The following is a 14,081-nucleotide window of genomic DNA, read 5'->3' on the forward strand; positions in this document are numbered from 1 at the left end:
TCAAACCGCTCCGTGTGTCGCAAATGTCTCGAGATGCGCCGCCAATTGCTGATGCAGGGCGCCTTGCTCGAGGATGGTGAGGTGCTGCGCCTGGACGACTTCGCGGGTCAGCGGCCCGCTGCTCAGGCGTTCCCAATGCGGGTCGACGAATTCGGCCTGGGCCAGGGTGTCGCTGGCCCACCAGACATGAACCGGGCAGCTTAACCGTGCAGGCTTGAAGCTGGCCAGCAGGCGCTGCGTGTGTTGCTGGTAGCGCAGCCGCGTTTGCAAGTGGTCCCAACTGTCGCCATCGAGTTGCAGGCCTTGCTGGCGGGCCCACTGCACCAGTTCCGCCAGGCGCGCCGCGGGGGGCAGGGCGCCCAGTTGCGCGGTCAATCCGGCGATGACGGGCGGCGGCAACTGACGCATCAGCGCCTGGCTGTCCAGGGTCAGCGCCTGCGCAGCCGACTCCAGCAGCGCCTCGACACTGTCTTCCGGCGCCTGATGCTGGTACTGCGAGTCGATGATGCCGAGAAAGGCCACTTGCTCGCCCTGGCTTTCCAGGCGCGCGGCCGCGGCAATCGCCAGCAGGCCACCGAGGGAGAAGCCCAGCAGGTGATAGGGCCCGTGGGGTTGCTGTTGGCGCAAATGCTCGACATAGAGCGCGGCGAGGCTCTCGATATCACCGTCCAGCGTGGTGCTGTCCTCGGCCAAGTAGGCCGCCTGCAGACCCCAGAGGTTCCAGGATTGCAGAGGGGCCAGCAGCGTGCGGTAGTCCTGCACATGGCCGGTGGACGGGTGGAAGCAGAACAGATTGGCGGCCTTGGCGTTGGGCGCTGACAGCCGGACCAGCGGCGAGAGCTTGAGCTCGGCCTGCACCAGCGCCGCAAAGGCCGAGACGCTGGGGGCGTTGAACACCGCATTGACCGTCACCGGTGCCGACAACGCGGTCTGCAGGCGACTGGCAAGCGTCACCGCTGCCAGGGAGTGGCCGCCCAGTTCGAAGAAGTCATCGTCGATGCCCACCCGCTCCAGGCCCAGCACTTGCGCCCAGACGTCGGCGAGCAAGGCTTCCAGTGGTGTGCGCGGTAAGGCACTGCCGACCGTGTCGAGCACCTTGTCCGCCCATTGCTGCAAGGTCTTGCGGTCGAGCTTGCCGTTACCCATCAGCGGCAGTGCTTCGACAATCCGCAGGGTCGGCAGCATGTAGTCCGGCAGGCAATCCTGGGCCTGGCCGTGCAGCCGGGCGACGCTGGTCGAATGCCCGGGTATCAGAGTCATGAAGGCGAACAGTTGCTGGCCGAGTTCGCCCCGAGGGATGCATTCCACGGCGGCTTGGGCAACCCCGGGCAGGCCGGTCAATTGCGCCTGTATCTCGTCGAGTTCCACGCGGAAACCCCGGATCTTCACCTGGCGATCCGCACGCCCAGTGATTTCCAGGCTGCCGTCATGAAGATAACGGGCCATGTCGCCGGTGCGATACAGGCGCTCGCCGGGCAGTTGGGCCAGTTCGATAAAGCGATCGGCGCTTTGTTGCGCGTCCAGATAACCCCGTGCCAGTTGTGGGCCGCCGATGTACAGCTCGGCGCTTTGGCCAGGAGCGGCCAGGGCCCGCTGGTCGTCGAGCAAGTACAGGCGCATGCCGTCGAGACGGTCGCTTAGAGGCAAACGACGATAATCCACCGCCGGTTCGACAGCGTGCATCACCACCCCGACCGTGGTTTCGGTAGGGCCATAATGGTTGAAGATCATCAGCATAGGTGCGTGCTGGCGAATGCTCTGCAACAGACGCCGCGAGCAGCTTTCACCACCGAGGATCAATTGTTTGCGCGGCAGCACCGCAGCGCTTTGGGCGTGGATCAACCAGGCATCAAGCAGCGACGGCACGATCTTCAAGTGATCGATCGGGTACTGCGCCTGCCACGCTGCCCAGGCCTGGGCGTCCATGGCGGTTTCCTTGTCCAGCAGGTGCAATTCGCCGCCGCTGAGCAGCGCCGGGAACAGCAGGGTGTAACCGAGGTCGGCCGCCAGCGACGTGACCACCGCGCTGCGCTCGCCCGCCGCCAGTTGCAAGCGTCGGGAGACGCTGGCGACATAACTGCCAAGCTGCCGGTGTTCGACGATGACGCCTTTGGGCGTGCCGGTGCTGCCCGAGGTGAACAGCACGTAGGCCGCGTCCTGGGGTTGGATAGCGACGTCCGGCGCGCTCGTCGGCCCTTGCTGCCAGGCGGCTTCATTGCGCAGGTCGAGACTGCCGACGGACGGCAGGGCGGGTGCGCTGCCGGCCGCGCCGCTGAGGACGAAGGTCGGTTGTGCCTGCTGCAGGATCGCCAGGGAGCGTTGCGCGGGCTGCTGGGCATCCAGCGGGATGAACGCCGCGCCGCTCTTGAGCACGGCCAGCATCGCCAGCACCATCTGCACCGAACGATCCAGGTACAACGCCACGCGGTCCTCGCGGCCGACACCCTGGGCGCGCAGGTAATGGGCCAGTTGGTTGCTGCGTGCGTCCAGTTCGGCGTAGCTCAAGTGCCCGTTGTGATCGCGCAGGGCCAGGTGCCCAGGGAATTGTGCGGCACATTCGCGAAAGCGCGCCGGCACGCTGGTAAACGCCGGCGGCACGTCGAGCGGGGCCTGCACGGCAGCCAGCGTCGCCGCGAAGCCCGGGGCCTGCAACGACAGTTCCGACAGCGGTTTGTCCGGGTAGGCGAGGGCGTCGAGCAGCAGCGACTGCAACTGTTCCAGCAGTGTCGTGGCGGCCTGTTCGCTGTAGCGGCTCGGCGGGTGAGACAGGTTCAGGCGATAGTCGCCGCCGATGGTTTCGGCCACCAGCAGCAGTTCCATGCCCGACGGGACAGCTTGGAGGTCCAGCACGGCAAGCGTCGATGCGCTGCTACCGAAGACACCGAGTGGCCCAGGCAGGCGAGCACCCCATTGAAAGCCGTAATGCGCGGTTTCGACCACCTGCGCGGTGCCGGCGCCGCAATACTCCTGCCATTCGGTGGCGTGTTCGCAGAGCGTCTGCAGCTTTGCCAGCGCCTGGGCAAAGGAATGCTCGGGAGCCGCTTCCCAGCGCAAAGGCAGGGGCTTGGCGAACAGACCCCAGCAGTCGGCGAGTTCTTCGTAGTCGTCACGGCAGTCATGCACCCAGTTCAGGGTCAGCGCCGGGCTGTCGCCGCTGCTCAAGCGCTGCAACAGGACGCCCCAGGCCGCCATCAGCACCTGCTCGTGGGAGGCCCCGTGACGCTGGCAAAAACGGTCCAGGGTCATGCCCAATTGCGGGTTTGCAATCAGGCGGGTGGTCACCGGCGCCTCGGCGCGATCGCTGCGTACCTGGCGGTAGAGCAATTCGCCGGCCGAATCGTCCAGCGCCTGGGTAGCCCAGAAGCGCCGGCCCTGCTCGGCATCGTCGTCAGCCTGCAATTCGTAGAGCCAGGCACTGTATTGGGTGTAGGTCATGGCTTCGTCGTCGAGCACCGGTGCCTGCGCCGATGCCAGTGCCTGCACCAGGCGCAGCAAGGTCCCGCGGTCCGCGCTCAGCGCGGGCAGTTGCAGCACGACCCGGTGCCGGTCGGCATCCACCGATTGAAGCTCGACGGTGATCCCATCGGCTGCGGTGACGGTGGACTCAATGATCTGCAACGGCGTCAGCAACCCGGGCTCCGGTCGCACCCGCAAGCGCAGGGCCTCATGGCAAGCACTCAACGCGGCGAGCCGTTGTTGCAGGCGCTCCAGCGCCAACGCCCCGCGAATTTCCAGCTCCAGCCGTACCGGCGGCAACCCGCCCAGCCATTGGCTGCGCTGCTGCGGCGAGAGGGCGAAGGCTTCTTCACGCTTTTCGTAAGCCGTCATGCCTGCACCTCCGCCACCGGCAGCGCCTGCGCTTCAGGCAAATGCTCCTTCAGTTCTTCGCGGCGCATCATCTGGCCCATGGCAACACAAATCTTGCGCTCGCCTTCAAAGGGGTCCCGGGCGTGGGCCACCAGCATGTTGTCGAGCATCACCATGTCACCTTTTTGCCAGGTAAATCTCACGGCGCAGTCCTCGTATGCCGCGCCGATCACGTCCATCACCGCATCTTCGATCACGCTGCCATCACCGTAGTAGACGTTGCGCGGCAGGTGCTCCGGGCCGAACAGATTGATCAGGTTGCTGCGCACTTCAGGCTCCAGGCAGGCGGTGTGGTGCAGTTGCACCTGGTTGAAGAACGACAGCTCGCCGGTCTCGGGGTGCTCGACAATCGCCGGGCAGTGCTGGGCGATACGCAGGTTATCGGCCCCCAGCCATTCCCAGCGCATGCCCGATGCCCGGCATTGGCGTTCGACTTCCTCGCGTTGTTCGGTCTTGAAGAAGTCCTGCCAGCGTACGTCCAGCTTGTCGGTGAAGTGGCGTACATAGAGCAGGCCGTGGGTTTTCAGGCGGGTGACGATGTCGTTCGGCAACCGCGCCAGTACCTGCCGGCAATCGACGATGGGCGTGCAGCCGCCTACGGGGGACGGTGTCTCGCAATAGAACCACTGCTTGCGCGGCCATTGCGGCAGGTGCGAGCTCTCGTTGTGGAAGAGAATCATGTGTTGTTCCGGGTACGGCGTGGAATGGTAGATGTTCTTGCCGGAGGTGTTCTTCGGCAGATCGCCGTAAGTCCCATAGAGGTCCGGTTCGATGGCCTGGGCGAACTGTTCGAACGCGGCGGCGTCCGGCAGGTTGAAGCCACGGAACAACAGGCCGCCGTGGGTGCGCAATTGCCCGTTGATCCATTCCCGGGCTTGCAGCGCCCAGTGCACCGGATCCAGGTCACCCAGCAACGGTTCGATCACCAACGGCAGGGGTTGTCCAGGGATCAGGCTGCGGCTGCGCACCTGTTCGTGGGCCAGTTGGCTGACGGCGGTGGCGCGGGTCTGCTTGAGCTTGCTCAGCTTGGAAAGCTTGCGGGCGCTACGGGCCGTGGCGTCGTCGGCGGGCGAGTCGGGCAGGGCGGGCGCTGTGCTGCCCTGGCCTTCCTCGAGGCGCCAGGACCAGTTGTCCAGCGCCTGCCCGGAGACCGAGGCAATCTGCTCGACCAGGCTTTCGAAACCTTGCTCGAAACGCCGGACAGTCGCTTCCTGCAACACGCTGGTGCGATACACCCAGCGCACGTTCAGGCCCTGTTCTTCATCTTCTTCGACAAACACCGCGAGGTCGAACTTGCTGCTCTCCTGACGCGGGACCAGGTGTTCCACCGCAAGGTCCGGCAAATTGGCGTTGCCGCTCGGTGTGTTCTGCATGACGAACAGCACCTGGACCAGCGGGTTCACCCCCGGCGTGCGCGGCGGTTGCAGCTCCTCCACCAGCTTGTCGAACGGCACTTGTTGATGCTGGAAGGCCGACAGGCAATCTTCACGCAAGCGTTGCAGGCGAGCGTCGAAGGTGTCGCCTTCGGTCAGGCGTGCGCGGATCGGCAGCACGTTGACGAAAAACCCGATCAGGTGTTCCAGGGCCGGGTGTTCGCGGTTGGCCAGGTCGGTGCCGACGATGAAATCGTTGGCCCCGGTGGCACGCTGCATCAGGCTGTTGAAAGCGTTGAGCAGGACCATGAACAGCGTCGCCCGCTGCGCTTGCGCATACGCCTTGAGCACCTGGGTCTGGGCCGGTGTGAAGCGTTGCTCCAGGGCCGCGCCCTGGTAATCGGGACGTGCCGGGCGTGGGTAATCCAGCGGCAGCGGGATCAGCGTCGGTGCGCCGTCCAGTTGGCGCCGCCAGTAGTCGATGGCCCGTGCCAGCAGGTGTTGCTGTGCTTCGCTGCGTTGCCAGTGGGCATAGTCGGCGTACTGGATCGGCAGCACCGGCAGGGCCGGCGTCGAACCGCTGGTGTATGCCTGATAGCCGATGATCAGTTCCTGGACGAGGATGCCCATGGACCAGGCGTCGGTGGCGATGTGATGCAGCACCAGTTGCAGCACATGATCATCCGTGCCCAGGCGCAGCAGGTTGGCGCGCAGCATCGGCGCCTGTTGCAAGTCGAACGGGGTGCTTGCCTGCTCATCAATCAGGCGTTGCATTGTGCTTGCCTGCGCTTCGCCGACCAGTTGATCCAACTCGGTCGGCGTCAGGTCGACCCGTGGTGCCGGGCTGATCACCTGGCAGGGCTGATCACCGTTGAGGTGGAAGGCGGTGCGCAGCGACTCGTGGCGTTCCAGTACAGTTTGCAATGCTGCTTGCAGCGCCGGGATGTCGAGCGCCCCGCGCAACCTCACCACCGTACTCATGTTGTAGGCGGCACTCGGGCCTTCGAAGCGATCGAGGAACCACAAGCGCTGCTGGGCGTAGGACAACGGCAGCGGCTGGTGACGTTGCGCCAGGGCGATTTCATTGTCGCCCTCGGCCACGACCTGGGCGTCGCGTTGCCGGTCGACCGCCGTGGCCAGTTGCTCCAGGGTGCCGCGTTCGAACAGCGTGCGCAGCGGCAGGCTGACGTTCAGGCGGCGACGAATCCGCGACAGCACCTGGGTAGCCAGGAGCGAGTGGCCGCCGATGGCGAAGAAGTCATCGTGCACACCGACGCTGTCCAGGCCGAGGATCTCCTGCCAAAGTTCCGCCAAGACCTGCTCGGTGGCGGTGCGCGGTGCCACGCACAGCTCATCGGCGCTCTCGGCCTGAGGCACGCCTTTGGCGGCGAGTGCACGCCGGTCGACCTTGCCGTTGGCATTCAGCGGCAATTGCTCAAGCGCCAGCCAGCGGGCCGGGACCATGTAGTGCGCCAGTTGCGTGCCCAGGTAAGCGCTCAGCACCTGTTGCGCGGATTCACCGCCCAGGTCGGCGGCGCTGTCGAGCACGTACCAGGCGACCAGTTGCAAGGCGCCCCGGGCGTCGGGCAGCGCCAGGACGGCAGCGCTGTCCACCGCCGGGTGCTGCATCAGGCGGTTTTCGATCTCGCCCAGTTCGATACGGTGACCACGGATCTTCACTTGCTGGTCACGGCGGCCGAGGTACTCGATCACGCCATCGGCGCGCATCCGGCCGATGTCGCCGCTGCGGTACAGGCGTGCGTCCGCCTGGAACGGATGCGGGACAAAGGCTTCCTGGGTGCGCTGCGGGTCGCGCAGGTAACCGCGACCCACGCCGACGCCACCGATGCACAACTCGCCGGGAACGCCGATGGGCACCATGCGCAGCTCCGAATCCAGCACGAACACCTGGTTGTTGGCGGTCGGCTTGCCGATGGGCATGTGCAGGCAATCGTCGGTCGGCGCCTCGGTGATCGGGTGGAAGGCGACGTCGTCCGAGCATTCCGCCGGGCCGTAGGCGTTCATCAACGGGATGGCCGGGAAGCGTGCGAACCAGTCCCGCGCCAGGGCCGGTGGCAGGGCCTCGCCAGTGGGCAGCAGCCAGCGCAGGCTTGCCAGGTTGTGATGCGCCTGACTCTCCTGGAGCATGCCGCGAATCAGCGCCGGCACGGTTTCCAGCAGCGTCAGCCCGTGTTCCTGAACGGCGTCGAGCAGGGCCACCGGGTCGTGGGCCTGGGCATCGGGCAGGATATGCACGGTGGCGCCGAACAGCGGCGCGGCGAGGAACTGCCACACGCAGATGTCGAACGCCGCGGACGCCGTCTGGGCAATCCGGTCGTGCTCGCCCAGGCCCAGGCTCGGCACCTTGCCGAACATGTTGTTGAGCATTCCTCGTTGTTCGACCATGACCCCTTTCGGCGTGCCGGTGGAACCCGAGGTGAAGATCACGTAGGCCAGCTGGTCGGGGTATGGGCGTAGCTGACCGGTGCTGGTGCGCCGCTTTGCCAGAGCGCTTGGGCGATCAGGCAGGTGGGTTGCCGGCGCAGCTGCGGCAGGACGTTGTCCAGCGTCGCCGTCGCGTGCTCGCAGACCAGCAGCAGCGGGGCTTCGCCGAGGTTCAGCAGTTCCGCCAGGCGGGCGGGCGGTTGCTGGATGTCCAGGGCCTGGAACGCGGCGCCGACCTTGAGCGTGGCGATCATCATCGTCAGCAAGGCCAGGCCACGCTCGGCAAACAGCGCCACCAGGGTTTCCGGACCGGCGCCGGACGCTTGCAGCGAGTGGGCGATGGCGTTGGCGCGGCGATCCAGTTCGGCGTAGGTCAGCGATTGGCCCTGGCAGACCGCGGCGAGGTGTTGCGGACGGCGCTGCACCTGATCGGCGAACAGCGCCGCGTAGCCGCGCTCCAGCGGGAAGTCCACGGCGCTGCGGTTGCATTCGATCTGCAATTGCTGGCGCTCCGCTTCGGGGAGCATGTGCAGGCTGCCCAGGGACGCCTGCGGCTGATCGAGCATGCTCGACAGCAGTTGCACCAGATGACCGAGCATGCGCTGCACGGTGTCGGTGCTGAAGCGCTGGCTGTCATAGGACAGGCGAATGCCCAGGCGATCGCCAGGGTACAGCACCACCGTCATCGGGAAGTTGGTGTGCACCCGGTCTTCGTAGATGTCGATGCTGAAGGCATCCAGTTGCACGCTGCTGATGTCCAGCGGGGCGTTCTCGAACACCACCAGGCTGTCGAACAACTGCTGGCCACGGGGCACTTCGCTGCAACGCTGGATGTCAACCAGCGATGCGCTTTCGTGCTCGCGCAGCTGCGCGTTGTGCGACAGCAATGCCTGCAGCCAGTCGGCGACCGGCGCTTGCGGGTCGACGTCGACCCGCAGCGGCAGGCTGTTGATGAACAGCCCGACCATTTCCTCCACACCGGCCAGATCGGTCGGACGACCGGCCACAGTCACACCGAACAGCACGTCGCGGTTGCCGCTGTAGCGCGACAGCAACAATGCCCAGGCGCCCTGGATCCAGGTGTTGGGGGTCAATTGATATTGCTGGCACAGCTGCTGCAAACGCTGGGTCTGGGCGATGCTCAGGGTCTGGTCGAAGTCGCCGACCTGCTCCGGTGCCTGCTCGGGACCGGCTACGGGGCTGTCCACGTGCAGCGGCGTCGGCTCGCTGAAACCGGCCATTTCCGCTTGCCAGAAGGCGTGCGCGGCGGCCATGTCATGGCGCTCCAGCCAACTCATGTAGCCTCGGAACGACCGCAGGCGCGGACGGGCCACGGGCTCTTGGCGCACCAGGGCCTGGTAGATCGCCAACAGATCTTCCATCAACAAACCAAAGCACCAGGCATCGGTGAGGATATGGTGGAAGCTGCGCACCACGGCGAAGCGGCGCTCATCGAGTTGGAACACCCGCAGATGGGTCAGCGGCGCGCAGGCCATGTCGAAGCCTTGCAGGCGTTGCGCTTCCAGGGCCTGGTCCATCGCCAGGCGCTGCTGCTCTTCATCGAGATGGCGCAGGTCCTGCCAGTCGAAAGCCCGGTGGGTCTGCCGGTAGACGCATTGCAACGGCTCGTGGTCTTCCTGCCACCAGAACGCGGTGCGCATCATCGGGTGCCGTTGCAGGAACAGCTGCCAGGCCGCTTCCATGGCCGGGCGTTGCAACACGCCGTCCCAGCTGTAGCGTTGCTGCATCAGATAGATGCCGCTGTGGGGTTGCAGCAGGGTGTGCAGGAGCATGCCCTGTTGCATCGACGACAACGGGTAGACGTCTTCGATGTTCGACCAGTCCAGGGGCTCGGCCGCCAGGGTCGTCGCTTGCGTGTGGCACAGCGGGAAGGCCTGGCTGGCAGGGCGCAGGTCGGTTGCGCTGTGCAGCCTGGCGAGTTCGCTCAAGCGTTGCATGAGCCGTGGTGCCCAAGTCGCGGCGAGGCCGCCCTGGCTGCGCAGGTGCAGGCAATCGTCCTGCCACCAGGCGTCGAGGGTCAGCGGACAGGTCGACGCGGTCGACGGGTTCGCCGCTTCGACCTGGGCGAGGATGCCGTGTGCTTCGCGATGGCTGTCGAGGTTGCCCAGCCAGCGAATGGCGACCGCTGCCGCCGGCAGATCGCGCAGGGGCTCTTGCAGGTAAGTGTTGTCCGACAGGTAGCGCAAGGCGCCGTAGTCAACGCCTTGTTGCGGGTAGGCGCGCATCTGCGCGACCAGGGCCTGCACGCGTTGCAGCAGGCTGTCGCCTTCGGTCTGGAGGAAGTACGGCACGGCCAGATCCAGGGGGCCGAGGATGCGTGCCGGTTCGAGGTCGGCCACGGCGATGGGCGCATCGACAGGCAAGCGCTCGGTGGCGGGGCGGGTGCCTTGAACGCTCAGTGCAACCAGGCCGTCGCCGCCCAGATCACGGCATTGTTCCACCACGGCAGCGGCCAGCAGGTTGTTCCAGTCCAGCTGCAGCACCTCGGCCACGCGTTTGAGTTCGCTGGAGGTGGTGGCGGGCAGGGCGTGCTCGACCATGCTGCTGGGTTGCTCGCTTTCCGGCAGTTGCAGCGGCTCCATGCCGGCGTATTGCAGCCAATGTTCCCAGGCGTCGTCGAGGGCATCGCTTTGGGCGTGTGCCTGCTGGTGTCGCGTCCACTGGCTGAAATCGCCGCCGGCATAGGACAGGCGGACCGGCCGGTGATACATCAGCTGTGCCAGCGCCAGGTTGAGGTCGGCGAGCAGCAGCGACCAGGATGCCTCGTCCACGCACAGCGGGTGAGCGGCCAGCAACAGGGACGGCTTGCCAGCCACGTCCAGCAGGCAGGCATGCAAGGTCTGGCCGGCGTCCAGTTCAAGCGCGTCGACACCGGCCTGGGCCAGGGCCTGCAAGTGCTGTGGGTCGCACTCGGCCAGTTTCTCGTGGGCGATCAGCGGCGCCTTGGCCGAGCCCAGTACCCGTTGCTGCCATTGCCCGTCGGGCAACGCTTTGAGTGCCAGGCGCAAGGCCTGATGGTGTTGCTGCAAGGCGCTGATCGCCTGGCCCAGCAAGTCGCTGTCGATGACCTGGGCCAGCGCCACGCAGCGCCAGGTGGCCTCGAGCGGGCCCTGTTGCAGGCGTGCCCGTTGGCCGGCGCCCAGTGGCAGCTCGTAACCGTCGGCAAGGTTTTCCGCCACCCCCTGGCTGGCATCGGCACCCAGTACCCGGGCGATGTCGGCGATGGTGCGGTTTTCGAACAACTGCCGAGGCGTGAGCTTCAGTCCCTGCTGGTTGGCGCGGGCGATGATCTGCAAGTTGATGATCGAGTCACCCCCCAGCGCGAAGAAGTTGTCGTGCACACCCACCCGTTCAAGCTTGAGAACCTCCTGCCAGATGTCGGCCAGCAGTGCTTCGACTTCGTTGCGCGGGGCGACATGGCTGGCGCTGTCGTCGGTGGGTTTCTGTGGCGTCGGCAAGCGCTGCACGTCGACTTTGCCATTGCGGGTGAGGGGCAGTTCGTCGAGGGTGATGAAGTGCGCCGGCACCATGTAGTCCGGCACGCGGGCGCTGAGGTCGTTGCGCAGCTTGGCGGGTGAGATCGATTGGCTGGCGACCAGCCAGGCCACCAGGCGTGGGCTGCCGTCCAGTTCGACGACGCGCACCAGTGCCTGCTCGATCAGCGGTGACAGGCGCTTGATCTGCGCCTCGACTTCGCCCAGCTCCAGGCGGTTGCCACGGATCTTCACCTGGCTGTCGACTCGGCCAAGGAACGCGATTTGACCGTCGACTTGCCAGCGCACGCGGTCGCCGGTGCGGTACCAGCGCTGTTCGTTCGCATCGACATGGAAGCGTTCGGCGGTGAGGTCGTCCCGGTGCAGGTAACCCCGGGCCAGGGCGCCGCTGATCAGCAGCTCACCGGACACGCCGATGGCGGCCAGGCGACCATTGCCATCGACCACCTGCAGTTGGCGGTTCGGCAGCGGCCGGCCGAGAGCGATGCTGCGCAGGCCCGCCGGCAGTTCGGTCGCGATGGCGCCGACGGTCGCTTCACTCGGGCCATAGTGGTTGAACACCTTCAAGCCCGGTGCCAGGCGGTTCACCTGTTCCAGCAGCGCCGGGCTGAGGGCGTCGCCACCGAACACCAGCAGCGCGCGGGGCAGCAGGCGGGCATCGGGCAGTGCCTGCAACAGGCCGGCGAGGTGGCTTGGGGTGATTTTCAGCACATCCACCGGATGCTGGTCGAAGAGTTCGGCCAGTGCCAGTGGGCTGAAACCGCTGTCTTCATCCACCAGCAACAGGCTGGCGCCGCTGCACAGCGCACCGAACAGTTGGGTATGGCCGAGGTCGGCGGCGATGCTCGACAGCAAGCCGTAGCGGGCGGCCGCCGGCGGGTTGAGCACGGCTTGCACCGCCGTCAGGTAGTCGACGATGGACCGGTGCTCGACCACCACACCCTTGGGCGTGCCGGTGGAGCCCGAGGTGTAGATCACGTAGGCGGCATCGCTCGGGCTGTGGGCCACGGCGGGTGGCACGTCTGGCTGGGCGGCGATGGCCTGGGCCTGTTCGGTCAGCCATAGCGTCGGTGTGTGCTCGGCCAGGCCCTTGAGCAGCGGCGAAGGGCTGGCGCCGATCAACAGCGCGGCGCGGCTGTCTACCAGCACGTCAGCCAGGCGGCCGGCGGGCTGCTTGATGTCCAGCGGCAGATACGCCGCGCCGGCCTTGAGGGTGGCGAGCAGGGCAACGACGAAATCGGCACTGCGCTCCATGGCCAGGGCGACCACGCTGTCGTGGCCGATACCCTGGGCGCGCAGGTATTGGCTGAGGCGGTTGGCCTGTTGATCGAGTTCACGGTAGGTCAGTGCCACCTGGCGATCGCGTACCGCCAGTTGTTCGGGGTATGCGGCTACCTGCTGTTCGAAACGCTGGTGCAGGCAGTCCTGGGATACCGGCAGTTGCGCGCCGAGCCCTTGTACCAACAACTGCTGGCGTTCTTCCAGGCTCAGCCACTCGAGTTCGTTGACCCGGCACTGGGCTTGCGCCGTCATCGCCAACAGAATCGCGCGCAACTGTGCGGACAACACCGCGACCTCGGCGTCGCTGAAGCGGCTGCGGTCGTAGCTGATCAGGTAGTGCAACTGTTTGTCCGGCATCACGATCAGCGACAGCGGGAAGTGGTTGCGACCCTGGGTCAGGGTGATGCCGTCGGCCCGCTGCTCGCTGGCCGGGGCGCTGAAGCTCAAGCCGCCGGTGTCCTGGTTCAGCGCATCGGTGACCGGGAAGTTTTCGAACACCAGGATCGAATCGAACAGCGCCTGTTCGGCGGCGATGCGCGTCATCGCCTTGAGTTTGCCCAGGGGCAGGTAGGCGTGGTGGCGCAGGTCGCTGTTGGCGTGCTGCAACTGCTGCAGCCAATCCACCAGCGCCGGGCTGTCGGCCCACTGTACCCGCAGCGGCAGGGTATTGATGAACAGGCCGACGGTGCTGTCGACCGCCGCCAGGTTCTCCGGGCGGCCGGCGACGGTGACGCCGTAGACCACGTCGTCACGTCCGGCGTGTTGGCCCAGCAGCAATGCCCAGGCGCCCTGGATCAAGGTGTTGATGGTCAGGTCGTGGCGCCGGGCGAACTGTGACAGCTGCTCGGTTTCGCTGTCGTCCAGCAGGCTTTCCCGCTCGGCGAAAGGCGCTCCAGCAGGCGCGGCCTCGCGCACGGCAAAGTTGGGCAGCGGGGTCGGTTCGCTGAGGTCCTGCAACTGCTCGCGCCAGAAGCCTTCGGTGGCTGCCATGTCCTGCTCCGCCAGCCAGGCGATGTAGTCGCGGTAGGCACGGGTCGGTGGCAGGTGGGCGGGGCGGCCATGGGCTTGCTCGTAGTAGAGCGCCAGCCATTCCTGCACCGCGATGCCGACGCTCCAACCGTCCATGAGGATGTGATGGAAGGTCCAGATCAGGTGCCAGCGCTCGGGTGCCAGGCGCACCAGGCAGACGCGCATCAGTGGCGATTCATTCAGCTCCAAGGGTTGCGCCCGTTGTTCCAGGCCCAATTGTTCCAGGGCGGCCTGTGGGTCGGCACGGTCCTGCCAGTCCAGTTCGGTCAGGGGCAGGTCGACGTCCTGCTGCACCACCTGATAGGCATCGTCCAGCTCTTCCCAGAGAAATGCGCTGCGCAGCACGGCGTGGCGCTGCATCAGCGCCTGCCAGGCACCGCGAAAGGCGTTGAGTTGCAGCGGGCCGTTCATTTCCAGGCTCAATTGCTGGTAGTACACCCGCGAATCCGGTTCAAAGACACTGTGAAACAACAGGCCGTGCTGGGTCGGCGAAAGGGAGTAGATGTCTTCGATGTTGTTCATGCTTGCTTGGTCCATTTCAAAGGCTTGAAAACAGTGGGTGTCGGGCGGG

Annotated in this window: 1 protein-coding gene and 1 pseudogene; both read right to left on the reverse strand. The window is 66.1% G+C overall.

The annotated features are described in order from the left end of the window. Window positions 1–3,828, reverse strand: coding sequence for a non-ribosomal peptide synthetase (locus PCOSP_RS13160; protein WP_464711597.1), 3,828 nt, complete (start codon window positions 3,826–3,828; stop codon window positions 1–3). After that, window positions 3,825–14,032 (reverse strand): annotated as a pseudogene (locus PCOSP_RS13165) (non-ribosomal peptide synthetase). Before PCOSP_RS13165 ends, PCOSP_RS13160 begins: the two are co-directional and overlap by 4 nt. Between the last annotated feature and the right edge of the window lie 49 nt (window positions 14,033–14,081).

This window comes from Pseudomonas sp. MAFF 730105, assembly GCF_055380705.1.

Coding starts and splice junctions, on each gene's coding strand:
- PCOSP_RS13160 (WP_464711597.1), bottom strand. CDS start 3,828: ATGACGGCTTACGAAAAGCGTGAAGAAGCCTTCGCCCTCTCGCCGCAG.